The sequence below is a fragment of the Chthonomonas sp. genome (assembly GCA_016788115.1).
GTDB lineage: Bacteria > Armatimonadota > Fimbriimonadia > Fimbriimonadales > Fimbriimonadaceae > UBA2391.
The window spans coordinates 1-23,876 of record JAEURR010000005.1; the positions used below are offsets into that span (position 1 = coordinate 1).

26 protein-coding genes are annotated in these 23,876 nt (G+C 59.6%); 11 read left to right on the forward strand and 15 right to left on the reverse strand.

The window, feature by feature from the left end:
* The coding region (locus tag JNM85_02625; protein MBL8086950.1) for a hypothetical protein at window positions 1-417 on the forward strand (417 nt) is incomplete at its 5' end.
* 56 nt (window positions 418-473) lie between these two features.
* A complete protein-coding gene (locus JNM85_02630) occupies window positions 474-986 on the forward strand; it encodes a hypothetical protein (GenBank protein ID MBL8086951.1) in 513 nt (170 codons plus the stop codon).
* A 9-nt stretch (window positions 987-995) separates the two neighbouring features.
* On the opposite strand, the gene ccsA is transcribed toward JNM85_02630, so the two are convergent.
* The 4 genes from ccsA to nrfH are packed head-to-tail and all read right to left on the reverse strand — an operon-like array spanning window position 996 to window position 5,024.
* Window positions 996-1,796, reverse strand: coding sequence for a cytochrome c biogenesis protein CcsA (gene ccsA / locus JNM85_02635; protein MBL8086952.1), 801 nt, complete (start codon window positions 1,794-1,796; stop codon window positions 996-998).
* Window positions 1,793-3,022 (reverse strand): hypothetical protein, encoded by a 1,230-nt coding sequence (locus tag JNM85_02640; GenBank protein MBL8086953.1) that lies wholly within the window; start codon window positions 3,020-3,022, stop codon window positions 1,793-1,795. The genes ccsA and JNM85_02640 overlap by 4 nt, the downstream gene beginning before the upstream one ends.
* Window positions 3,019-4,446, reverse strand: a complete 1,428-nt coding sequence (locus JNM85_02645; GenBank protein MBL8086954.1) for an ammonia-forming cytochrome c nitrite reductase subunit c552 — start codon at window positions 4,444-4,446, stop codon at window positions 3,019-3,021. Before JNM85_02645 ends, JNM85_02640 begins: the two co-directional genes overlap by 4 nt.
* Window positions 4,443-5,024: a cytochrome c nitrite reductase small subunit gene (nrfH, locus tag JNM85_02650; protein ID MBL8086955.1), complete on the reverse strand. Its 582-nt coding sequence runs from the start codon at window positions 5,022-5,024 to the stop codon at window positions 4,443-4,445. Before nrfH ends, JNM85_02645 begins: the two co-directional genes overlap by 4 nt.
* 95 nt (window positions 5,025-5,119) lie before the next feature.
* Here nrfH and JNM85_02655 point away from each other — a divergent pair, with 95 nt between their 5' ends.
* Complete coding sequence (locus JNM85_02655) at window positions 5,120-6,286, forward strand: alginate export family protein (GenBank protein ID MBL8086956.1); 1,167 nt, start codon at window positions 5,120-5,122, stop codon at window positions 6,284-6,286.
* Window positions 6,287-6,291: 5 nt separating this feature from the next.
* Here JNM85_02655 and JNM85_02660 read toward each other — a convergent pair whose 3' ends face one another.
* The gene (locus JNM85_02660) at window positions 6,292-6,993 is read right to left on the reverse strand and encodes a Crp/Fnr family transcriptional regulator (protein MBL8086957.1); all 702 of its coding nucleotides are present in this window, start codon (window positions 6,991-6,993) and stop codon (window positions 6,292-6,294) included.
* Between the two features lie 241 nt (window positions 6,994-7,234).
* Between JNM85_02660 and JNM85_02665 the strand changes: the two genes are divergently transcribed.
* From JNM85_02665 to JNM85_02685, 5 genes are all read left to right on the forward strand, one after another.
* Window positions 7,235-8,296: a hypothetical protein gene (locus JNM85_02665; GenBank protein ID MBL8086958.1), complete on the forward strand. Its 1,062-nt coding sequence runs from the start codon at window positions 7,235-7,237 to the stop codon at window positions 8,294-8,296.
* The gene (locus JNM85_02670; GenBank protein MBL8086959.1) at window positions 8,293-8,775 is read left to right on the forward strand and encodes a Rieske (2Fe-2S) protein; all 483 of its coding nucleotides are present in this window, start codon (window positions 8,293-8,295) and stop codon (window positions 8,773-8,775) included. Before JNM85_02665 ends, JNM85_02670 begins: the two co-directional genes overlap by 4 nt.
* 4 nt (window positions 8,776-8,779) lie before the next feature.
* A complete protein-coding gene (locus JNM85_02675; GenBank protein ID MBL8086960.1) occupies window positions 8,780-9,850 on the forward strand; it encodes a cytochrome b N-terminal domain-containing protein in 1,071 nt (356 codons plus the stop codon).
* A 9-nt stretch (window positions 9,851-9,859) separates the two neighbouring features.
* Window positions 9,860-11,236 carry a cytochrome ubiquinol oxidase subunit I gene (locus tag JNM85_02680; protein MBL8086961.1) on the forward strand — a complete coding sequence of 459 codons (1,377 nt, stop codon included), beginning with the start codon at window positions 9,860-9,862 and terminating at the stop codon, window positions 11,234-11,236.
* A 151-nt stretch (window positions 11,237-11,387) separates the two neighbouring features.
* The gene (locus JNM85_02685; GenBank protein MBL8086962.1) at window positions 11,388-11,540 is read left to right on the forward strand and encodes a hypothetical protein; all 153 of its coding nucleotides are present in this window, start codon (window positions 11,388-11,390) and stop codon (window positions 11,538-11,540) included.
* 2 nt (window positions 11,541-11,542) lie between these two features.
* On the opposite strand, the gene JNM85_02690 is transcribed toward JNM85_02685, so the two are convergent.
* The 4 genes from JNM85_02690 to JNM85_02705 are packed head-to-tail and all read right to left on the reverse strand — an operon-like array spanning window position 11,543 to window position 16,556.
* Entirely contained in the window at window positions 11,543-12,130 is a 588-nt protein-coding gene (locus JNM85_02690) for a M15 family metallopeptidase (GenBank protein MBL8086963.1), read from the reverse strand.
* Between the two features lie 49 nt (window positions 12,131-12,179).
* Window positions 12,180-13,244 carry a hypothetical protein gene (locus JNM85_02695; protein MBL8086964.1) on the reverse strand — a complete coding sequence of 355 codons (1,065 nt, stop codon included), beginning with the start codon at window positions 13,242-13,244 and terminating at the stop codon, window positions 12,180-12,182.
* Window positions 13,241-15,766, reverse strand: coding sequence for a patatin-like protein (locus JNM85_02700; protein MBL8086965.1), 2,526 nt, complete (start codon window positions 15,764-15,766; stop codon window positions 13,241-13,243). Before JNM85_02700 ends, JNM85_02695 begins: the two co-directional genes overlap by 4 nt.
* Window positions 15,767-15,782: 16 nt before the next feature.
* Window positions 15,783-16,556 carry a hypothetical protein gene (locus JNM85_02705; protein MBL8086966.1) on the reverse strand — a complete coding sequence of 258 codons (774 nt, stop codon included), beginning with the start codon at window positions 16,554-16,556 and terminating at the stop codon, window positions 15,783-15,785.
* Between the two features lie 473 nt (window positions 16,557-17,029).
* Here JNM85_02705 and JNM85_02710 point away from each other — a divergent pair, with 473 nt between their 5' ends.
* On the forward strand, window positions 17,030-17,791 hold the full coding sequence (locus JNM85_02710) for a PEP-CTERM sorting domain-containing protein (GenBank protein ID MBL8086967.1): 762 nt from the start codon (window positions 17,030-17,032) through the stop codon (window positions 17,789-17,791).
* Between the two features lie 40 nt (window positions 17,792-17,831).
* Here JNM85_02710 and JNM85_02715 read toward each other — a convergent pair whose 3' ends face one another.
* The 5 genes from JNM85_02715 to JNM85_02735 all read right to left on the reverse strand — a co-directional run bounded on the left by JNM85_02715 (window position 17,832) and on the right by JNM85_02735 (window position 21,190).
* Window positions 17,832-18,311, reverse strand: a complete 480-nt coding sequence (locus JNM85_02715; GenBank protein ID MBL8086968.1) for a hypothetical protein — start codon at window positions 18,309-18,311, stop codon at window positions 17,832-17,834.
* A 10-nt stretch (window positions 18,312-18,321) separates the two neighbouring features.
* Entirely contained in the window at window positions 18,322-19,080 is a 759-nt protein-coding gene (locus tag JNM85_02720) for a PEP-CTERM sorting domain-containing protein (protein MBL8086969.1), read from the reverse strand.
* A gap of 125 nt (window positions 19,081-19,205) precedes the next feature.
* Window positions 19,206-20,036 (reverse strand): GNAT family N-acetyltransferase, encoded by an 831-nt coding sequence (locus JNM85_02725; protein ID MBL8086970.1) that lies wholly within the window; start codon window positions 20,034-20,036, stop codon window positions 19,206-19,208.
* 9 nt (window positions 20,037-20,045) lie between these two features.
* Window positions 20,046-20,537 carry a hypothetical protein gene (locus tag JNM85_02730; protein MBL8086971.1) on the reverse strand — a complete coding sequence of 164 codons (492 nt, stop codon included), beginning with the start codon at window positions 20,535-20,537 and terminating at the stop codon, window positions 20,046-20,048.
* Window positions 20,537-21,190, reverse strand: a complete 654-nt coding sequence (locus JNM85_02735; GenBank protein ID MBL8086972.1) for a hypothetical protein — start codon at window positions 21,188-21,190, stop codon at window positions 20,537-20,539. The genes JNM85_02730 and JNM85_02735 overlap by 1 nt, the downstream gene beginning before the upstream one ends.
* A gap of 63 nt (window positions 21,191-21,253) precedes the next feature.
* Between JNM85_02735 and ruvA the strand changes: the two genes are divergently transcribed.
* Together ruvA and ruvB are read left to right on the forward strand one after the other, a co-directional pair.
* Window positions 21,254-21,886, forward strand: a complete 633-nt coding sequence (ruvA, locus tag JNM85_02740) for a Holliday junction branch migration protein RuvA (GenBank protein ID MBL8086973.1) — start codon at window positions 21,254-21,256, stop codon at window positions 21,884-21,886.
* A complete protein-coding gene (ruvB, locus tag JNM85_02745) occupies window positions 21,883-22,908 on the forward strand; it encodes a Holliday junction branch migration DNA helicase RuvB (GenBank protein ID MBL8086974.1) in 1,026 nt (341 codons plus the stop codon). The genes ruvA and ruvB overlap by 4 nt, the downstream gene beginning before the upstream one ends.
* Window positions 22,909-22,912: 4 nt before the next feature.
* Here the strand turns inward: ruvB and pdxS are convergent, their stop codons facing one another.
* Complete coding sequence (gene pdxS, locus JNM85_02750) at window positions 22,913-23,794, reverse strand: pyridoxal 5'-phosphate synthase lyase subunit PdxS (protein MBL8086975.1); 882 nt, start codon at window positions 23,792-23,794, stop codon at window positions 22,913-22,915.
* Window positions 23,795-23,876 lie beyond the last annotated feature (82 nt).

Genomic DNA, 23,876 nt, shown 5'->3' on the forward strand with positions numbered 1-23,876 from the left:
TACGATGAGGAGAACCGTCTTACTGCGTTCCCTTCCGGATCGGCGGTCTGGGGTGCGGGTTACCGGTCTGATGGGCTTCGCGCTTGGACGCGCAAGAGTGCCTCAGGCGCGAAGATGTACTCGTACTACGATGGTGGCAACGCGGTTTTGGAGACCAAGGCTGATGGAACGATCGTGGGGATGAAAATCTTTGCGCCGGATGGCTTGGTGACTCGCTGGAGCAAGCTGTCGGGCACGATCCCGGTCGTTGGGGATTACCAGTTCGACTGGCAAGGCAACGCGGTTCATTGCCTCTTCTCGGGGGCTCGGTACGCCGATGAACCGCTGATCCATTCGGCGTATAACGCCTGGGGTCAGCGTAATTTTGTGTATTCGAATCGGCGGGGTTCTCCCGCTGAACTATTTGCCGCCGTGTGACAACGGCGGCTTTCATTTTTGGGGTCCGCTGTGGTCCTTGGGGTAAACCGAAGGTCATGCATCCGCTCCGAGATGCGTCCAAAATCGTGGTCGGCTGCGTAGCCCTTTCCTGCTTGCTGGGGTGGGCGGTCGATCTGGTCACGGCGCACGTCGCGGTCGAGTACTTCACCGTGCACCACCCGCACGTACTGGACAGCCAGTCGCCCCTGGTGATGGCGCTCGTGTGGGGCTTCATCGCCTCCTGGTGGTGCGGTCTCATCGCCGGGGTTATCCTCGCGCTGGTCAATCATCGACTAACCCCTCCTCTACCGCCGACGCAGATCCTCCGCTGGGTCGCCAAGGGGTGCGCAGCCATTTGGTTCACGATGATGGCCGTGCTGGCGGCGATCTACCTGGTCGCGGGCATCGTCCCATTGGCCCAGCGGCGAGCCAGCTTCGAATCGGACCGTCGGCTTATGGCCGTTGCCTTGGCGCACATGGGCGAGTACATTCTCGCCGCGATTGCCGTGGCGATCATCGCCGTGCTGGTAGTCAGGGAGTCGAAGCGGCTGCGCCGAGCGAACCCGTGATGCCAGACCTTATCGACCCGGCATCGTGTACGTATGGACGCTCTCGCGGGCGGTGGGCATGTAGTTCACGCCGAACCAGCAGAGCATCAGCACTGCGAACCCCACCACCAGCGTCACCAGGTTGAGCCACGGCTTCATCGGGTGCTTGTGCCGCAAGTGCAGGTAGCCCAGGTATGCCGACCACGTGAGAAACGCCCAGGTCTCTTTGGGGTCCCAAGTCCAGTAGTGACCCCACGCCTCCTTGGCCCACAACGCCCCGAAGAGCAGGCCGCACGTGAGCAAGGGGAACCCGACCAGCACCAGCCGATGCGGGACGTCCACGTCCGAGTCATCCGTCACTTCCTTGTTCAGGAACCGCCGCCCGACCTGCCAGACCGCCACCAAACTGCTCAAGCCCAGCGCCGAGTAGGCGAGCATGTACACCACGACGTGGGGCACGAACCACGGGCTCTGCAGCGCGGGCATCAGCGTCCGGTCCATATACTCGGGATGCCGCAGATTGATCAGCGCAAACGTTACTCCCATCGCCATGGCCGGAATCGCCAGGATCCGAGTTTGGAATCGCCAACCGATCAGCAAAGCCAGGGTCGGCACCGCGACTGCGTACCACCAGCGTGTTTCGCCCAGGGTCCGCATCGGAGGTCGACCAAGGTTAACCCACAGCAAGCCGATCAGAAGTGCTCCGGCAAGGATGCCCAGGATCGTCAGGATGTCCCCCACGACGGGTCGGCGCAGCTTAGACGGGAGGGCGTAGGCTGCACTAGCGGCACACCAAGAACCGATCGCGAAGAAGCCTAGAGTTGTCGTCACTTCTTTCCTCCAACGCCGTTCCAAAGGTGGAGCACCGCGCCGATCAGCATCGCGAAGATGCCCGTGTAGACGACGGGAAGACCCTTGTCCCGAACGAGTTCGATGACGCTGTAACCGCTCGCCGCACCCATCTTCTCATCATAGGAGAATTGGAAGACGTCCCAGCCCTTCACGTGTGCTGGACGGTTCACGGCGACGTCGATTTTCTGGCCGTCCACGTCGAGCGAAGACTCAAACTTCCGGGGCCGAGGGGCGCTCATAAAGATCGCCTCCTTGTCGCCAAGCATGAGATACGCGGGCATCGTTTCCGGGCTGCCCGACGAGATCCAGCCCTCCTTCGTGGTTCCGTCCGCTAGTGTCGCGCGGACCTTCGATGCGGGTGCGGCGGTCTTCCAGGCGACGGCTCGCCAATGGAGCCCGTCGTAGGCAGCGTGTGCAAAGTGCTCCAAGACTTCCAGCTTCACAGGCCCGATCTTCTCTTTCATGCCAGCCTTCAGGAACTGCTCGCCAGAGGTCTGGTCGATGCCGTCCTGACTCCTGTCATCTGCCTTGGCGTACATCGCGGTCGGCGGGAATGTCTCCATGCGAAACTCGCGCAGGGTCGCCGCAAACGGGGCCTCCCATTCCCGGTTCTCGCGATCGGTCATCTTCTGGGTTGGAACACCCTTGAAGAGCACCATCGTGTGTCGCTCCAGCACGATGCTACTCATCGCCCCGCCGCACAGCGCCAGCCCCAATCCGAGATGGCTCGTGAGATAGACGATGTTTGCGTACGTCATCGGCCAGCAACGTCGCCCACACGAGCCGATCAAGTTGAGCATCATCAGATAACCAGCGAAGAGGAACGGCCAACTGCCCCAAACCGACGAAAGACCGAACTGCTCCGCCCAAATCCTCTCCGGGACTACTCCGCCCGCGACGGCAAACAAGCCCACCGCGCCGGTGCTCATCATCGCGAACGGTATCCCTGTGATCCACCGTATGAATCGATCGCCACGGCCAAGCCGGGCCGCCACTGCCAGAACGATGAGCGGAGCAGCACCCGCCACGCCCAGCCACAGCGGGGGCACGGTGACGAGCATCCGATATCCGACCCATGCGTGGAATGCCAGCCCCAGGGTCAGCGCCATGACGACGGTGACGAAGGCGTGGGCGTAACCCAGTGGCTGGTCCCAGAAGCCGTCCCTAACCCGCGGCGTCACCCTCGCGCCTGCCGATCGGATCACTTCTTGGCTCCTGCTGCCGCCTCGGCGGCTTCCTTGGCGGCGGCTGCCGCTTTCTGTGCATCAACATATGGCTTGATGAACGCCTGGGCGAGCTCCTTCGTCGAGATATCCGGGTAGACGACCTGCTCCAACTGGCCCTTCTTGGCGCGCAGCCGCTGGATCTCAGTTCGGCCTTCCGAAGCGATCTTGAACGCCTTGTTCAGGATGCGGGCGCACTCTTGCGGTGCGTGGAAACCCATGCCGTTGTTTGCCGCGACATAGTCCCAGTACATCTGCGCTAGGCTCACCATCTTGCGAGCCGAGTCAAGTTCCGCATCCGTCGCCCCAAGCTTCATCGCATCGCCGATCTCCAGATGCAGCTCGGTGATGACCTGCTCCGCGTTCTTGAGCATCTGCAAATGGTTATCTTGCATCCCCTCGACCCTGGAGCGCAGGTCTTTCTCGCTCCATCGGTGGCACACCTGACAGCTGTTCTCGATGTTCTCAAGCGGACTACGAACCTGGTGATCAGTGAATTTGATCCCGCCTTCCGCCTTATACGGCATGTGGCAATCCGCGCAGCTCACCCCTCGGTAGGCATGGATTCCCTGCTTGTACACCTCATAGTCCGGGTGCTGCATCTTGATCATCTTCGCCCCGCTGATGGCGTGAACCCAGTCCACGTGTCCGGCGGTCGAGTAGTACTTCTCCATGTCCTCGACCTTCAGACCTTGATCCCAAGGAAACGTAAGGTAGTTCTCCTTCTTGCCCTTGAAGTAGTACTCAACGTGGCATTGCGCGCAAACGAGGCTGCGCATCTCCTGGTGCGAGACCTTGGTAATGTCCTTACCCATGCGCTCGAACGCTTCTTTAAGTGCCGGGCGAGAGATCTGTAGCGCCATAGTCTCGTTGTTGTGGCAGTCGCCACACCCGATCGTGTTCTTGACCTCCCCGATGTAGTCGTCGAACTTATGCTTGTAGAAGTTTGCGGGGCCCTCCTTGGCCATCAGTCGCGGAACGTCCGGCGACTTACAGGTCCAACAGGTTGCGGGGGTCTTTTCATTGCGGCGGTGGGTATCGGTCACGTCCTCAACCGCATGGTAGTGGCCCCGCGGGGCGTTGTACTCTTTGGCAAAGCCATAGCCGGCCCACATCACGACCAAGGACGGGTGATCCTTTAGGTAGTCCCGGAACCCAGAACCGCCGTACTTCGTATACGCGCTGTCCTGTTTGGTCAGCTCCCAAGAGTTATACTCGCGAGGGAAACTGACACCCCAGACCGAGTTGTCACTCTCCCACTCCCCGATGGGCTTCTTGAACTGGACCTGCGAAATGACCCGTTCCTGTCGACGCTCAGTGATCGAACTTGCCAGCAGCCCGAGGCCCAAGACGCCAAGCGCCGAGCCGAAGAAGACGAACCAACCCATATGCCTTTTCTCTGTCATTTGTCTTGAGTCTCCTGAGAATTCTTCAATGCCCGCATCCAATCTGGAATCACCGAACGCTGCTCGGGCACGGCCGCGTTTGGGGTGGAAGACAAGCTGTTCACTCGTCCGTGAGGCACTTCGCGGTGACACTCTGTGCAGTTGCGGCTGAACGCCGCTTCGGTCGTCGCCCCGTGCACCTGATCGGTGTGGCACCGCATGCAATTCGCCTGGATCACCTTCACCGACTCTTCCCTTGCCTTGATCACCTGCGGCTCCATGCGCAAGGTGAACATGGCGCTGTGCCTGCCTCCATCCATGGCCTTGAAGTAGTACTTGCGAAGGACCGAGTCGTGGGGGACGTGACAATCGTTGCAACTGGCCACCCGCGCATGCGAACTGTGCTGCCAGGAGGCGTATTGCGGAGTCATGATGTGGCAATTGATGCAGGCCTCCGGATCATCGGAGAGATAGCTCGCCGCCTGCGAAATGTTCGCAACGTACACTGCCATGCCGCTGAATGCTCCCAGGGAGATGAGGCACGCGCTCTTCAACTTGCTGGGCATCGACTGAAATCCGATTCTCTGCAGGAACTTCACCGTTAACTCCGTTCCTATCATCGCGCAGATGCTTCCGTGCTTCTATGACGTGCGTCATAGCGTGCAATCGCTGCCCCTCCCAGAATGAGCATGAGATGTCACCTATAGACCATGCCGCCATCAAGCATTTCACGGTTCGCCCGATCCTGGAGTACCGCGCTCGATACGAGCGCAGAATGGATCAGGACTTTCAACCCGACCGACGCGACAACCGCAGTAACCTGTTGCAGCGCGGACGAGTCGGTGCCGAGATGACCAAAGACGGCATGACCGTGCGGCTCGTGTACCAGCATTCAAGCTCGCTTAACTGGCTGGTGGCCGGAAACGGCATTGCCATCCGGAGTGACTTGCTCGAAGCCAACGTCAGCTTCAAGAGCGGAAACAAGAAGGTCGTGCTGGGTCGACAGCGTTTTGGACTCGGTAATCGCAGGTTGATCGGTGAATTGGACTGGAACAACGTCGGCAACAGCTTCGAAGGCGCAAGAGTCGATGATCGAAACTGGACTCTGTTCTTGCTCCGATCCGGGGTCCAGCCGGTTCCCTCGAAGGGGCTGCTCCTGGCCGGAGCGAGCACGTCCACGCCACTATCGACGACCTCGCTGATCGTCAAGAGCGACGACGCCAAGCAGATTCATCGAACGCGGTTGACCCTCTCGACAGAGGGCAAGTCGAAACCCGTCGCTGGTCGGAGCCTGACCTACCAGGTCGCTCTCCAAGCGGGACATGAGGGCGGGAAGAAAGTCCAAGCTTGGGCAGCCAACGGACGCTATACCGCGGATGTGCAAAAGGACCTCGAAGCGTATGGCGAGATCAACATCGCCAGCGGCGGCGCATCGAAGGGGGTGAACTCCACCTTCGACCAGCTCTACCCGACTGCACACGACAAACTCGGTCTGCTGGACACCACTGGGTGGAGAAACGTGGTCGCAGCCTCGGCCGGGCTCAAAATGAAGTTCACCAAGACTTCAAGCCTGAGGCTTGCGTGTACCTGGCTCCAGCTATACAGCAGCAAAGATGCCTGGTATGGGGCAGGTGGAGCCGCAAACACTTTCGGTACGACGACCTATAAAGACCCGACGGGGAACTCGGGCAAAAACCTAGGTCATGAGTTCGATCTTGAGTACGTCACGACGCTGAAGTCGAACCTGTCGCTGAGCGCAGGATGCGGGTTGTTTGTGCCCGGTCGCTTCGTCAAGAGCTTCGGAGGCTCGCGATTCGGCAACCAAACGTACGGCTACGTGATGCTAGGTTGGAGGTACTGAGGCCGCTATCGGACGGCTGCCAACAGATTGTCGAGTTCTTTGACCAACACGTGCCGAGACTGTGTCTCGATCCAGCCTTTCTTTTGCCAGCGGCTCATGATGCGGATCGTTGACTCGACCGTTGTGCCCGCAAGCTCGGAAATGTCTTGCCGTGTGAGAGGCACATCGAGGAGGATGCCGTCCTCTCGCTCCTGCCCGAATGAACGTGTCAGTACCAGCAGGACCGCTGCCACCCGCTGTTCGACGGTCCCGACCGATAGGTGGGCGATCAAGTCGAACGACTGCCTCAATCGATGCGTGGTCCGTCGGAAAATCTGGCTCTTCAGGACAACGTTGTTGTCGTAGATTGGAACGATCTCTTTCTTCGGCACCTTGAGGTACCAAGTTCCGGTGATCGCCTTGGCTGCCTGGGGGCAGCCCGTGCCATCCAGCGCACCAAGCAGCCCGAAAACTTGCCCCGGACCCATGATCTCGGTGGCGATTTCCTGGTAGTTCGGCCCCATCGTCGTCATCTTGATGAAGCCGGTGCCCACCACCCCGAAAAACTCAACCGAGTTACCGCTGAGCCAAATCACCTCGCCCTTCTCCGCGTGGGCCATTCGAGACTTGACGACCAGATCGGAGACCTGCTCGTCGGTCAACCCTCCAAGCAAGGTACTGCTCAGTAGGACATCGCGTCGAGAGGGGGCTTCCAATGGCTCTGCCACACACTCAGTGTGGCAGATAAAGGCCCGCGTGCAGGCCCAGGACGACCCGGGTTTGTCGTACAGACGGCGTCATCGGATTATGGTACACGAAACAAAGACTGGGTTCCCGGCGCATCAATGGGCGACACTCAAGGGTGAGCTAAGCCGACTCCGAACGGAATAGCTCCTAATTCATAGAGGAGGCCTACCCATTTTGTTCCCCCAGGCAGACCCGATTCCATTACCGGCTCCGGTGTGGTTGATGAAGCTGCTCAGCTTGCTGACTCTTGGGCTCCACTTTGCCGCAGTAATGCTGCTCATCGGCAGTCTCATGCTCGTCATCTGGCTGAATTTCCGGGGCCTTGCACGCAAGGACCGAAATCTACTGCTCGCTTCATTCACCCTGGCCAAGCGGCACCCGCTGATCATGACGTATGTGATCAACCTCGGCGTACCGCCGCTCCTATTCCTCCAGGTCTTGTACGGACCGCAGATCTACTCCAGCAGCGTCCTCATCGGCGTTACGTGGATCTCTGTGATCTTCCTGTTGATGATTGCTTACTGGTTGCTCTACCGAGCGGCCGCGTGGATTGAGGCAGGCAAACGCGGATGGATCCCCGCGCTACTCTCGCTGATCGTCGTCATGATCATCGGCAAGATCTACTCGATGAACATGACACTCATGCTCCGGCCGGAAGTCTGGAACGAGATGTACCAGAACAGTCCTGAGGGGCTAAGCATGGTAAAGGGCGACCCGACGGTCATGAGCCGTTTCCTCTTTGTGTTCCTTGGAGGACCACTGATCGGTGGCCTTTGGGCCGCACTGCTCAGCAACATGGTCTATCTCGCCGAAGGCGTTCGCGATGTCCTGCGCAAAGCAGGCGGCATGCTCGCCCTGTTCGGCGCGCTCGGCATGCTCGGCGCAGGCTACCAAGTCATGTCCCAGCAACCGCAGCTCGTGCGGGACGGCATCGCGGGTGCACCGATGTACAACATCAGCTTGCTCGCTTGCGGCGCAACAATTCTATTGGCGGGGGTTCTCGGACTCGTACAGGGGTTTGGCAAGGGCACGAACGTGCTCATCAGCACACTCGGACTCGTGGTTGGGTTCCTGTCGTGCGTGACGAGCGGAATCGTCCGCGATGGCATTCGCGACTTCGTCCTGAAGTCCAAGGGATTTGACGTTTACAACGTCCAGGTCTATCCCAACTGGAGCGTGCTCATCGTGTTTCTGCTCCTGTTCGTGATCATGCTCGGCATCGTGTACTGGCTGTTCCAAGTCATGCGATCGGCCACGCCACCCAAGGAGGAAATCGCTGCATGAGCGAAACACAAAGATCCCCCGAGCTGACGGATGTCGACGAGCAAATGTCCCGACGAGGGTTCGTCCGCTTGACGGCCATGGGAGTCACCGTCGCCTACCTAGGCGCGATGGGCTACCCCATCTACCGCTACCTCAACTCACCGGTTGAGAAGGCGGCTGCGATGGCGGCAGTGACCGAAGTCACCCTGGACAAAGCCAACGAACTTGCTGTCGGAACCGCGCTGATGTTCAAGTTCGGCGTTCGACCGGTCATGCTCATCCACCACGCCGATAACTCATGGGTCGCGATCGACGCGGTTTGCACCCATATGGGCTGCACCGTCAAGTTCGACCCTGCGAAGAACCAAATACGATGTGCATGTCACGGCGGCGTCTACGACTCGAAGACGGGCGAGAACATTGCGGGGCCACCGCCTCGACCGCTCGCGGTCTACAAAGTGGACGTCCAACCCACATTCGTAAAGGTGACGAGGGCCTAAGCACATGACGAGACTTCAACAATACTTTGTGGACCGTCTCGGCTTGACGGATACGCTCGAAGCCGCCAAGAAGAAGACCGTCCCCAATCACAAGCACAGCTTTTGGTACTACTGGGGAGGAATCTCCCTCTTCTGCTTCCTGATCCAGGCGATCACGGGCATCTTGCTGATGATCTACTACCGGCCCGGCCCACTCGCTTACGATTCAGTGAGGCAGATCACCTACGAGATCCATTTCGGGTGGCTTATTCGATCCACCCACAACTGGTCCGCGTCCCTGTTCTTGGTCAGCGTCTTCATCCACATGTTCTCAGTCTTCTTCATGAAGGCCTACCGCGGACCTCGCGAACTTGGCTGGGTCACGGGGATGCTGTTGCTGCTGCTTGGACTGACGTTCGGCTTCAGCGGTTACCTGCTCCCCATGGACGACTTGGCGTTCTTCGCCACGACCGTAGGGCTTCAGGTTCCGGCTGCGATTCCGGTCATCGGCCCGCCGATTGCGAACCTCCTTCGCGGCGGACTTGAGGTTACAGAGTTCACCGTGCAGCGGTTCTTCGCCCTGCATGCAGTGATCCTGCCGGTGCTGTATTTGCCGCTCCTCGGGCTTCACCTCTGGATGGTGCAAAAGCACGGGAACGCGATGCCAGAAAGCGAAGAAGCAAAGCCGGTCGAGCAACGACGTACGATGCCGTTCTTCCCGAACTTCCTTGCCAAGGATCTGGCGATGTGGCTGATCACCCTCAATGTGATCGCTGTTCTCGCCGCGGTCTTCCCGTGGCAACTCGGCCCACCGGCCGATCCGCTTGCACCGGCCCCCGCAGGAATCCACCCCGAGTGGTACTTCATGAGCCAGTTCCAAACGCTGAAGCTCATGGGCAGCATCTTCCCAGGCATGGCCGGTGAGGCAATCGGAATGACCCTCTTCACCGTCGGCCTGATCCTATGGATGCTCATTCCGTTCTATGACAACGCCAAACCCAGCGGCAAGCGGGGACGCCTGGCAACTTACTTCGGCCTCCTGGTGGTGTTCATCCTGGTGACCACGACCGTTTGGGGCTATCTGGCGGTGGGCTAAGGAGGCTCTATGAACTATCCCGTCTGGCAAGTTCCTGCTATCGGTGGCCCATGGGTCATCGGCATCATCTCGATCTTCCACGTCCTGATCGCCTGGTTCGCGGTTGGAGGCGGACTTTACCTGCCGCTTGCCGAGCGTAAGCTCTACGCCGAGGGACGCGAGGAATGGATTCCAGTACTCGTGCGGCACTCGAAGTTCTTCCTGGTACTCACCGGTGTCTTCGGCGCGGTCTCCGGCGTCGGGATCTGGTTCGCCATCGGCCTGGTCCAGCCTGAAGCAACGTCCACGCTCATTCACAACTTCGTGTTTGGATGGGCGATCGAGTGGGTGTTCTTCGTCATTGAGCTCGCTTCGGCAGCGGTGTACTACCTGACCTGGGGACGGATCTCCAAGGAACTGCACCTCAAGGTCGGCTACCTGTACGCCATCTCATCGTTCCTGACTCTCGTCATCATCAACGGAATCCTTTCCTTCATGTTGACCCCGGGTCAGGCCTGGCTGAACGTGGCAGGCACCGGGACCGAAGCCGCCAAGTTCTGGCATGCGTTCTTTAACCCGACGTACTTCCCTTCGCTGATCATGCGCGCTCTGGCGTGTGCGTCTCTGGCCGGGATCTATGCGCTCATCACTTACTCGAGGGTCACCGATCCAGAGTTGGAACCGCACCGTGCACACATGGTGCGCTGGAGCGCCAAGTGGCTGATGCCCATGGTGCTAGGCCTCCCGGTTACGCTGGCTTGGTTCTTCTTTGCGATGAACCCCGAGAGCCGGGAAATTCTCAATCTGGGCATGTCCACGATCGGCAGCGGCATGTTCACCGTCGTCACTCGCGTTTCGATGCTGACCATCTTGACGACCTTGACGATCGCTGGAGTGGTGTACTTCTTCGCCTACAAGTACCCGCGGGATCTAACGCTCGGGCATGCGGTGTCGCTACTTGCGCTCGGCGCGGTTGCAACTGCTTCGACCGAGTACGCTCGCGAAACCATTCGCAAGCCGTTCGTCATCCAAAACCACATGTACTCAAACGGAGTGCGAGTGAAGGATGTTCCCAGCAAAAACCAGGAGGGTTACCTGGTGAAGTCAATCTGGTCAAAGAAAGACGCCACCAACATGGACCTCGGTCGGTCGATGTTCCTGGGTCAGTGCACCGCCTGCCACACCGAATCCGGCTATCGGTCGATGAAGCGACTGCTTCAAGCACGCGACGAAAAGGCGATCATGCAACTCCTGATGATGCTGCATAAGCCCGAGAAGGACTCCATCTACGTAAAGTACATGCCGCCGCTGGTCGGCTCGGAAGAAGAGATCCGCAACTTGGCGATGTACCTGACGACGCTCTCCCAACCGAAGAAGACAACGCAAGGTGCCGTCGCGAAGCGATAGCACCTGTTGGCCGTGGGGTTCACGTGTTCCGGGAGGAGACCTCCTCTCGGAACACGGTCCTTGTTGGCGCAGTGAGACAACACCGAACGATGTCCGGGTTGCGCCGAGTGCGGGACCGTGGCCGCCGTCCGGATAATCGGTGTGCAACTCGATGCCATCAGCCTCCGCTCGCGAGGCGGAGGCGTGCGTCGCCACCTTCGTCGATCGCAGGCAGCCCATCAGCCCCCGCGCACGGGGCGGAGGCCCGGCCAAGCCGGGCCGAGGGCGTGGCATCGGGCCGGGCGCGGGGGAAAACCAGCGTTGAACTTACGGCTTCGTCGCCTGGAAGTGCATGGCGTCGCGCGCCCAGAACGCGCCAGCGGCCGTCCACCCTTCCTTGGCAAAGCACTCCATCACTTCTATGGGCATGACCGCGCTCTTGGGCCAGTGCACCTGATTCCCGTTCCGACCGGCGTCCAAGTCAATGGCGATGGCCCAGGAGTGCATCGACCATGCGTTCGCGCCGCGCATCTTGCGCGGGTTGTACAGCCCCCCGTAGGTCAGGATCCCGGCGGCTCGTCGCGATGCTTCGTCCGGGAACACTTCCGCCAGCCGCTGAAAAACGGCCAGCAACGAGTCCGCACACTTCTCATGCGGCCGAAGCACCTTCACCGCCGAGTTTTCATAGTAGATCGTGAACGGAAGTGTGATGAGCTTCGTTGGCGGCGTGTAGCCGTCCTTGACCCCGTGCTTGCCGTAGTAGGACTCCACCCTAGCCTGGCTTGGAAACGGGCTGTTCGCTGGCATCATGTCCAGCAAATGCCTCCGGCACGCCTTTTCACTCTGCGGCCCCCAGAACCCATCTGGGGTCGTGCCGATTCGCCGTTGAAGCTCGATGATCTGTTGCTTGTTCATGGACCTCCTCGTGGGTGCACACCGACACCCAAGACACGGAAATGAAAAACTACTTCGGCCTCAGCTTCGACCCCAGTTCCTCCAGCATCCGGCGAACGCGTGACTGGGCGACGCCGAGCGGAGTCTCGTCGACTTGCGCATCTGCTGATCCACCAGGGGACGCCTTCTTGAGGGTCGGTTTGGATGGCGGAGTCACGCTGTTTGTCCTCAGCGAGTTCTCATCAAGCTTGGCCTCCTGGCGCGCGGGCGCGGCCTGAGTTTCCTGCATCCTCGCGGCCGCAAGCGCCAGTCGCAGGTTCTCGTTGAATAGCCATGTCGTCAGAACTGTGATGGACAGAACGTAGACGGTCGTCCCAACCCATCCAAGCACGCTCTCAAAACGTCGAACGAAGCCAGATCGACTTCTTGTTACAAGAGGGTGACGCCCCGGCTGCAACGCTTTCTTAGCCCCACGTCCCCGCCACCCTCGCCGTAGCGCCAAGCCAAGAATCCACAATCCTCGACCGAGTGCCGGCAACAGGAGCAACAGACTTAGGATCCAAGTCGCCACCGAGCGAGAGTCGCTGAGACTCCAAACTGGCACGTTCGCGGTGATCAACATGACGAAAGGAAGAAGAAGCGCGGCCATGAAACTCAAAGTAGCGCTGAGATTCATCAGCCTGTCCTTTGCGCGGAAGACCCAAGACCGCACCCATTCGGCCAACAACCACACCACGATTGCTGCCCCTAGACCCTTAGCGAAGAAGGTTCCTAAGTCGGTGCCGGGCATGAGCAGCGTCACGATGAACCCAAAGACTAAGATCGTCAGGATCACCTGGAACCAATAGCCGAAGAGCCGATAGAACGGTCGTCGCGGAACCGTGGCCTCCACGAGAATCCACAGAAACCGCGCCATCCACGCTCCCCACTTCCCGATTGGAGACATTGCGCCCTTGCCGCGAACCGCACCGTCCAGCATCTGCGATACGACCTCAACCGCACGAGGTGCGAGCTCCCACAGCTCATCACGCTTCAACGGTGCGCCGATGAGGGGTGATGCTTCGCCCGTCCCATCCTTGCGTGCTCTTACCAGGTTTTGCTGAGCCGTTTGATCAATACAGTCGGACAGTCTCACTCGCTCACACTCCGCTCCGGCATCACCAAAGCCGCAATCGCCCCGATTTTCACCCACGCTTCGGAGAGTTTGTCTCTCCTTGGACTATTCGGATCGACACGCGGAACGGTACTCAGAGTCTCGGCAATGATCGCTTGCTGAGCGATGCTCAACAAGTCCCTATAGTTTCCCGGTGAGTACGTCTTGAGAATGATCTCTGCCGCATCCAAGCGGCCCCACATGATGTCGACGATGCGACCCTCTCGGGTAAGGAATCCCGAGAAGTGCCCGAGCCCGATGCCAGCGAGTTTCTTCGCGGGATCGTCCATCTCGCCCGTGATTGACGTCGCGTCCGTCGGGCTGATTCGCACCAAGTCCAGCGCGTAGCTGTCTGCCAGCCCCGCGCTGTACAAAACCGGAAACGTAATGGCGTCCTCGCGGACAAACTGCTCGATCTCGCCATTCAGCCCATTGTCCCTTGCCCACTGATCGATGGACTCTCGCTGCCCGTTCAGATCTAACAAACGGACAGTCGCGCTCACCAGATTCTTCATCGCTTCGGCGCGATGGTCGGGCGCGAGCAAATCCGTCGCCCGCTGAAGACCCTGCGCCTGCGCGTCAGAAGTCTCCCCATAAGCCGCGCGCATTTGGACGCGGCACACTTCCCAGATCTTGATGTTGAGAGCGCGCAGGTTGTCAACAATAACCTGCTCGTTATCATCGAGAACAACGGGTGGCTGATTCATTCGGTCTGCCTCGAGCGCGGCGATGACCCGCGAGAAACGCAGTTTCGACGAACCAAGGCGTGGGAGCTGTAGCTCCTTCGTTTTCGGAGGCGTGTCCGCGCTATTGCCCGAGTCGCTCTGCCCCGACTGAGAATCGTAGACTATCGAATTTAGCTGGACGAAGGCGGAGACCTGCTTCTCAGCCAAACCCTTCGCTCGAGCGACGTCCAACATTGAGCCCTCCAACTTTCCTCTGAAGTACTCCGCACGCCGCATTACATAGGAGTAATCGAGATCATTAACCGCTTGCTCTCGTCGCGATTGCGACTTGAAGATGCTTTGGTCCGGAGCGTCACTCCCTTCGCTGGCGGGGTCCAGACCGTTGTAGTACAGCTTGAGCCCAGCCAGCACGAACAGGCGCAGACCGGGTGCAAGCGAAACATCGGACCCCAACCCCAGAATCTCAGCGAGTACAGAAGACAGTTGATCGGCGACGCTCTCCACATGGAGCCCCCACGGAACTTCAACCTTCATCGAGCTCACGGCCTCTCGGCTGCGCTTGACCCTCGCAGCGAAGTCCGAAAGTTGCCGCATTTCGCGTACCCGCTCGGAAATGTTCTGGGTATGCGCCAAGCCCCGAGCTGCAAGCGCGTGCTCGAACACGTTGGGAGCTTCGCCGCGTACTTTCCCTTTCTTGGCCACTGCCGAGTTCATTTCGGGATGCGGCTCCAGATAAAAAACCACCCGCCGGACGGCCGTATCGGCTCGACGAAGTTTCAGACTCTGAAAGGCGTTACCGAATGGCTTATTGTCGAGATAGCCGCCATCGCCAAACGGTCGCAGCTCAAAGTCAGCTCTTGCCTGAGCGATTGCGGCCGCGTCCGATGTCTGCTCCAAGAACTGCACCCCTCGCCAGTAGTCCCCAAAGAAAGTTGCCCACTTGCGAGGTTGATAGCGATGAAGCTCGCCGTTGGACTGAAGTACTTCCTTGGCGTCCTCCAGCCGCATCGGCTCGAATGCCGGCACAATGGAGCTGGTGCATCGTCCGACGAACGCCAGGAACGGGTTATTCTCGGGCACGAAATCACGGGTGGCTTCCGCCGCGCAATGACGGAAATGGAAAACCGCCCGATGTTCCAGTTCCAGCTGCTGGTAGATCTTCGCCATCGCCCCGATTGCATGATCTGGCTCATTCAGTCCAAGGTAAACGGGCGTAATGCGGCCCACGATATCGGTGGCGGTCATGTGGACGTCGAGTTCCCCCACAAGTTCCGTCGTGCTACTCAACGCGCCGTCGAGCAGAGGAGTCCGGTCCATTTCGTCAAGCGCACTCACTAGCTTGGTGTACATGCGCCGACTGTTCAGCAGCGATTTCGGAGCGCGCCGAGTCAGCCAGCCCAAACCTCGGTACGACTCCTTGTCGTCAAGCAGGACCCCGATATCACCCTCGTTGATCCACATATCGCGCAACGGACCGAAGCTCTTTTTCTCGCCGATCGCCTTGCCGAGAAACATCGCGTTGATCCCGCCTGCGCTGGTACCAGAAAGGATGTCGACGATGAATTTGTGCCGAAGCCCCGATCGCTGCTCAAGCCGATCGGCAAGCTCGCGATAAACTGCGGGCGTCCCAACCGGCTTCCCTTTGTGTCCCGGCTCTCCAGGCTTTGTCTCCAAGCACCGGTTACCGTCCTCGTCCTCAGCCGTGCTGAGAACAAGGTTGAGAAACTCCTGGGCGACCCCATTCATGTAGATGGCGAGCGAAATGCCGCCGTACATGACCATGCCAATTCGATTCTCTAGGGTTGGGACTTTATTCATGGGTGCAGCTACCGCCTCAGTTCGTTCCGATGGAATAGCTCACGCCAATGCCCCATCCGATCCTCCGGTTTGAGCGGCCATTACTGCCGTGATTTGCAAACGCAAACCCAAGCGTCGTCGCGAAGCGGTTCGATCCCCACAAGAGGGTCGGACCGATGATGTAGGTGCGGGCACCACTCAAGGGAGTGCCCAGGCTGATCGCCAATCGCGTGGTTTTCGGGTTCTTGAGGAACCCACGCAGCAGGCTATCCGAGAATTCTTTACCGAGCGGGAAGTGAATGTAAGCAGTCGTCGCCGGCGAATAATCGTCGTTCTTGTGATCCGCGATCGCGCCGCCAAAGAACGTTGAGAACCCGATACTCGGCGTCACCGCAAACTTGTAAGGATCGGGCTGGGCTCCAACTGGCGTGAGAGAGATGGCGGTCTTATCGGTGACCTCAAATGACCCAGTTACCTCAGAGGTCGGGTCCGCCTCATCCAGGGCCGTCATGACGACGACGAGTTTGGTTAGTTTTCCCAGCAGCGGCGCGGCTCGCTCATCGGCCACGAATCGGACTTTGACCTCAAACGCCTTCTTGTCGGCTGCGCCGAAATAGCTGCCCGAGCACACCTGCGTGAAGAGCACGTTCATCGACTTGTCGTAACCCGTGACGCGAAAGAATTCAAATGGCTGCCAGTCCTTCGTGGCCAATGTCACCGGTTTCTCGAACGTTACCTTCCCAATCAAATCAGCGAACGCGGTCGCAGTGACCGCGATTAGAAGCAAGACAATCGTTAATTTTTTGAACATAAGGTTCATACATCCTCCGATTTCGGCATTCTACCAACATGGAATTGCCACTGCGACCACAACGGAACCAAAATGGAAAATTAATGTGCTGTAAATTGCACAAGAATCGGACCTCGGGCTGAGTTTGGCCTATATCGTGGTTAGCCCCACGCAGTATCCACGGGCCGTCGTCTGCCGTTTGCAGCCGGTGCCTCCGCGTGCGGCGGTCAGACCCCGAGGTCCAGGCAACGGGTGACGGACTGACGCTGACGACTCTCAACTGCTAGGCCAGAAGCGCTCCGGTGCCAATGCTTGCCCCCAAGACGACCCAACTGTGGAAAGCAGAAGTGTGGACACGACGAGCTTCATTGTTGAGACCATCGTCTCGGGCGCAATCTTTTGGCTGTTCAGATGGGCCAAAGCACAGCGCCTTTAACTCGCAAAAGCGCTAGCCTAAGGCATTGTTATGATATACTTTAGAGAGGAGAGATTCCATGAAACGTTTCTGTTTTATGATCTCCTTCTTGGGGATCATTTTTGTTCCTTCAGCACAGGCTCTCAACCTTGTGCTCAATCCCAGTTTTGAGGAGACGCCGATCCTTGGCTTTGGCCAATCGGACGTTGCTGCGGACGAGTCGAAGATGATTCGGCTCGATCCCGCTACCGAATTTTACACTTCCAGCATCTCGGGCGTTCCCCACTGGGTGAACGGCCTGAACAGTGACCAGGCCAGCGATTCGGGCATCTCGCGAATCCTGGGAATCAGCCCGATTGAGGGCGAGCGCTATGCCTTCATTAACAATTGGAATCGGCGCTTCAGCCAGGTGCTGGCCCACACGGTGGCCGTCGGTGAAACGTACCAGGCAACTGTCTGGGTCGGATCACTGGTGGATGACGCCCGTTGCGGACGGATCTCGCTCGTAGCCGGGGACCTGAACCCCACCGATGCAGATCTCTTCGCGCCAGGATCGATCATTCTCAGCGAAAAGACTGCAGGCACTGCCAGCTGGACTTGGTTCCAGCCGTCAGTGATCCTGCCCGGCGTCGGCTGGAACCGGGTGGATCTTATCTACACCGTCCTTCCGGGCGATGCCGCGATCGGAAAGCCGCTCATGATCTCGCTTCTCACCGAGGCCGAGTCCGTGGGCCCAGTCCAGTTTGACGCCGTCAGCGTGACGGTCGTCCCCGAGCCCGCGTCTCTCGCGGCACTCGGACTTGGCTTCGTCGCGCTTCTCAGTCGCAGAGCGCGGCGTTGATGCCACCCTCCGGTCGCCCAACCCCAATTGGGCGACCGGTCTACATTCCCTCAGTAGCGGAAATCGTTGTCCACGGTGATTCCACGTACCCAGTCCAAACCCCCGAAAGGTCGTCCATTGCCTCGATGCGGTTCTGATACACCGCCCTCAGGTCCCATTCACCGGACCCCAAACCGGTCTCACGGACAATCTCTGCAATGGACCGACGGCCAACCTGGCGGCTGGCGCCAGGGTCAAGCTCCACACAGCGCAATACCGGCGCGGCCGCTCGCGGCGCAGGTGTTGGTCGCCAAGTCCGAATTGAACCTGAAGCTTGGCGAGCTTCGTAGACCACGCATTTCTCGCCGAAAATCGAATCGGCTGGCCAGAGTCTGAGCACAGAAGTCGACTCGTTCTTCAGCGTCACAAAGACGCCGTCGTCCACCACGCTCAGTTGAAGTGAGGCGACCGGGTTCATCAGTCGGATCAGGGCCAGGACTGTCGTAACCACGGCAAGTCCGGGGCGGACTGAGTCCGCCACGATTTAAAGGTCATCGACGCGATCGGGCGCGTCGACGAAGTACCAAGGCACCCATCGCCACGGCGACCGTGATCAGCGATGCCGGCTCTGGCACCGAGGAGAAGGTCAGTTGGCAATTTTGATCGCCGGGAATGACCGACCACTCCTTGAATGATGCTGGTCCCATGCCGAGCGCCCCATTGAAGATGCCCGCGGTCGCGGCGGTGTTGCTCAGCGCTGCGGGAGCGATTCCCGTCACCCCGCCCGTCGCACTCACGCAGAATCCCCACGTGAAGCCACCCATGTACGAGGCCTTCTTGGTCGTCGTGTCGATGCACACGACGGCAGTCCAAGCGCAGAAGTACATCGGCCCAAACGGACCCCAGCCAGTAGGCGAGTCGTTGAAGAACTTCCCCTTGCCTCCCTGCCGGTTCGTGTCGCTCGCGCGGTCCGCGGCGGAGTTGTAGGTCACGTCGTACCATGGGTTGTTGTCCCACGGTCCGCCCGGCTGAGTTGGCTGTGGGTCGATGAAGTCACCCACCGGATAGCCTGGCACATCGTCCTTTCGAGTCGTTCCATCACCCCTTTTCAGCAGAATTCGCTGCAGCCACCGCACGTTTGCGTCGGGGCACCAAGGTGAAGGGCCCTGGTCATAGGTGGCCTGAATGTTGACGCCGCCCTGCGCGGTCGAAGGCGTGAACTGAGTCACGTTCAGCGTCTGAGCCGAGCTCACCTGTAGCAAGACAATCGTCAGGGCCACCGGCCCGTACATTGCGTATCTAAGTTTCACAAGATCCTCCTCTCACCGCCAGCAAAATTGGCAGACACTGTATAATAGTCCAGGACAACGAAAAGTGATTACGGGGGCGCAAGAAAAAGCACTAACCATCACTTGAGTAAAGAGATCGTCGTATTCTATATACAATCACTGCTGGCTAACCGAGTCATGAGAACTTGAGCCAGAGAAGCGAACTCGAACCCGTCCGCCTCGAACAGGGATCCAAAGACGGGCTCCGGGAAGTAGATCGGAACTCGGAACTTGCGCCCGGGGAAAATCGGTTCAAGACCTCGCAGAAGCTGGCGTAACTTGGTTTCATCATCCTCGCCGCTAAGAAGCATCGACCGCGTCACCAGTTCACCGTTCTCCGTGGGGAAGACGGCTGAATACAGTCCGTCCACCGCAAACGCCCGGGTCGGAGTGGCCATCTGCGCCACCGTCGCGCCGCGCATCTCCCAGGGAGTGCCGGACTCGTCGCGCCCCAGCGCCGCCCGCGCCATCTCCTCAAATCGGACTTCACGGAATCGCCCTGCATCACCGGCAGCCAGCGATCGACTCGCGCCGATGAGGCGACACTGCACCGTAAACCCAAACCTCTCATAGAACCGGATGGCCCCGGTGTTCGATTCGATCGCCTCGAGCACGATCGAATCGTCGCCTCTCTCCGCGCTCGTCTGTAACATTCGAGTCATAAGCTCGCTGCCCACACCCGTCGCTCGGTGGGAAGGCGCAACGGCCATCGCGGCGACGCGGCACTCACGCCCACGACGATTCACGAGCAGCATCCCGACGATCTCGGAGTTCTCAACCGCAATCTGACTCGATGCGAGGTCGAGAGTATCACGCATCGCAAGTTCGCCGAGCACAACGCCCGGGAGCTGGATGGGAATCACATACCCCTCGAAACACCGACCGAACGCCTCGGCAAGGGTCTCTATTGAAAATCCAAGACCGTTCTCAATGTCCATCGCCAGCCACTACTCAGTGGCGGCGGCTTCGCGTTCCCGGCGTCGCGCTCGTTTCCGTTTCCAATTCTCAAACCCGGAATCGCCGTGCAGATTGAAGACGTACTCAATCACCTTGCCGAGAGTGACCAAGCCGACGAACGCCACGGGCCAAATGCTCCAACTCAGCGGATGCGACAGTCTGAATCCACCCATGAAGAAGTCGATACCAATCATGAGCACGCAAAAGCCGACCGCGCCGCGGACGTCTTCAATAACTTTCGAGTAGCGATATCGCTTCCACTCGCGCCGAAGCTCAGTATCCTGGGCCCGCTGCAGCGCAGTGGCTCGGTCACTCTCCAGTTGGGTGATCGCCGCTTCGACGGACTCGGGTTGAATTCCAAGCTCACCGGCCGCTTTCAGCAACTCGGAACGGCTCAGGGTGTTCGAGCTCGTGTCAAGCTGAACCGCACGCCGCAGAATCTCCTCGGCGTCGTCCGGCTCAAACCGCTGATCGCCAGACATCAGAACGCGCCCCGGACCGTGTACCACTTGATCACGTCTGCTCGGAGGATCCCGTCCGCAATAAGCGGATCCCTGCGAATCGCAGCTTTCACCTTTGCGACATCCGACTCATAGAAGATCGCGAACTCCAGACGATCTTCCTTGTCCTCAACTTCCCCCACAATTGCTAAGGTCTTCGACTGTCGCAGCATCATCCAAATCTGCTGGTGCGCCTCCCTCCGATCGCGAAACTGTCGCGCATCCCACTTTGGTCCTTTCCGGATCCACGCCACAGTGTACGGAGCGATTTTGCTTGGGTCGATAGGCTTCGATTCAAAGCCGAACGGTTCGGTCCACCACCGCCAATGCTCGGAATTCATGATTCCGGTCTGCATCAATGGATCGTTCTTGAAGCAGTCACGGGCGTGCTTCAAGGTCGGCACCGTCAATACAGCGATGCCACGCAGTTGCGGATCTTCGAGCGGACCCGCCAAGGCCAGTTTCCCTTGCTGCTGCAACGTCGCCAGATTGCTGATGTGCCGGGCCTGCATCTCACCCAGTTGCTTCGGCGTGAACTTGCCCGTCGGCGTCGAACCGGACATCAGCACGGTCAGATAACTCTTTGTCCGCTTGGCTGGCTTGGCATCGACCGCCAACGAGCCCGCGACAACCATGCAAGCTAAAACCGCAATGAACCGCATGCGTACAGTGTAGCGGCACATCAAACAGGTGTACAAGTGAATAGGCCTAAAGCGCGGTACCATCACCCCGTGATTGCTCGTCTGCGCGGGGATGTGATCGAATCGGGGGGAGGCCGACTGACCATGGATGTCGGCGGAGTCGGCTATGAGGTGATTGTGCCTGAGTCCGTGCTCGTCCAAGTCCCGCCAGCCGGGGTGTCGATCACGCTGCTCATTCGCCAAACATTCCGCGAAGACGGCACGTACCTATACGGCTTCCTTGAGCCATTTCAGCGTCGGCTCTTCGACTTGCTAACCGACGTCAAGGGGTGCGGTCCCAAGATTGCCCTCGCGCTCATCGGCGAACTGGGCGAAGAGACCGTCGCCAACGCCATCGCAACACAAGACGCCAAGCTCCTGGCCCGCGCGACCGGCGTCGGACCGCGCCTCGGTGAGCGCATCATCCTTGAGTTGCGCGACCGTATTCAGGAAGAGCAATTCACCCGCAAGATCACGACCGCCGTGGTGGGGTCGGTGCCCACATCAAGTGGCGGCGATGAGCTGATCGAAGCGCTTGTGGCGCTCGGATATCGTCGGTCCGATGCCGAAGCCGCCGCTGCCCCCGCGCGTGAAGAGGCCAGCGGCATCCAAGACCAGATTCGAGCCGCGCTGAGGTTGCTGAAGAAATGAGCCGCGAGAACGAACTGGTGGTGCCCGAGCAACGGACCGAAGATGGAGTGCTCGATCTCTCGCTGCGACCGCGCAGCCTCGCGGAGTTCGTAGGCCAAGAGAAGCTGAAGGAGAACCTGCAAGTCTTTTTGACCGCCGCCAAGCAGCGTGGTGAACCGCTGGATCACGTCCTCCTCTACGGTCCTCCCGGGCTGGGCAAAACGACCATCGCCCACATCGCCGCGACCGAGATGGGGGCGACCCTGCACGTCACCAGCGGCCCAGCGATTGAGCGCGCGGGAGACCTCGTGGGCATCCTCACCAACCTGGAACCGGGCGCGGTCCTCTTCATCGACGAGATCCACCGCCTGAACCGCATGGTCGAGGAAATCCTGTACCCCGCGATGGAGGACTGCAAGGTCGATATCATGATCGGCAAGGGTCCAGCCGCCCGCTCAATCCGCCTGGATGTCCCGCGATTCACCGTCATCGGCGCCACGACCCGTCAGGGCCTCCTTACTGGTCCGCTTCGCGACCGATTCGGCATCGTGTCGCACTTCCAGTTTTACGACGAGTCGGCACTACACCAGATCGTGTGCCGCTCGGCCTCGATCCTTGGCTATCGCATCGACGAAGAAGGAGCGCATGAGATCGCCCGCCGCTCGCGGGGAACTCCGCGTATCGCCAACCGGCTCCTGCGCCGGGTTCGAGATTTTGCCCAGGTCGACGGCCTCGAGTCGATCGACAAAGCCAGTGCGGACCGAGCGTTGGGCGCGCTGGAAGTCGATGCCGCGGGTCTGGACCGCTTGGACCGGGAGCTCCTGCGAGCCATGATTCTCAAGTACGACGGCGGTCCGGTTGGGCTAGAGACGCTCGCCGCAACCATCGGCGAGGACGCCGGGACCATTGAGGACGTCTACGAGCCGTACCTCATGCAGCAGGGCTTGATCAAGCGCACCCCGCGGGGCCGCATGGCCACCGCCGGAGCGTACGCCCACCTTGGAATCGCCGCTCCCAAGGGCGGACTCTTCGAAGGCGAGTAGCCGATTACCAGCCGCGAACGGCGAGCAGTTCGCCTTCCGGCAAGCTGCTGCAGTTGATGCCCACCATCGGTTCGCCCAAGTTGCGGCTGATCTCTGCAAGCCGCTTCGGCTGATCGTAGAACATCACTGCCTCGACGATAGCGCGGGCGCGCTTCGCTGGGTCGCCACTCTTGAAGATGCCCGAACCCACGAAAACGGTCTCTGCGCCGAGCTGCATCATAAGCGAGGCGTCGGCCGGAGTCGCGATGCCACCGGCGCTGAAATTCGGCACCGGCAACCGACCCTTCACGTGGACCTCTTGGACGAGCTCAAGCGGAGCCTGAAGCTCCTTGGCGAGGACGTAGAGCTCATCGGGGCGCGCGTTTGCGACCCGTCGGATTTCGCTCATGATGGTGCGCATGTGTCGCACGGCTTCGATGACGTCGCCCGTGCCCGCTTCTCCCTTCGTACGGATCATTGCCGCACCTTCGGCGCAGCGTCGAAGCGCCTCGCCCAGGTTGCGAGCTCCGCACACAAACGGAACGGTAAACGGATGCTTGTCGACGTGATTGTCTGGATCGGCGGGGGTCAGAACTTCGCTCTCGTCGATGAAATCAATCTCCAGCGATTCCAGGATCTGCGCCTCAGCGAAATGCCCGATGCGACACTTGGCCATCACGGGAATGGTGACGACTTCCTTGATCCCAAGGATCATTTCCGGGTCGCTCATGCGTGCAACACCACCGTCTCGGCGGATGTCAGCAGGGACTCTTTCCAGCGCCATGACCGCAATTGCGCCAGCATCTTGGGCAATTTTCGCCTGCTCAGGATTGACGACGTCCATGATGACGCCACCCTTGAGCATCTCGGCCAAACCGACCTTCTCGCGCCAGGTCTTCACCGGCATAGACGATCCACTGGAACTGTTTTTCATGGTGTGGTCCAAAGAGAGCATTCGCGACCCAAAGCACGGGTCTAGCTACATCTTT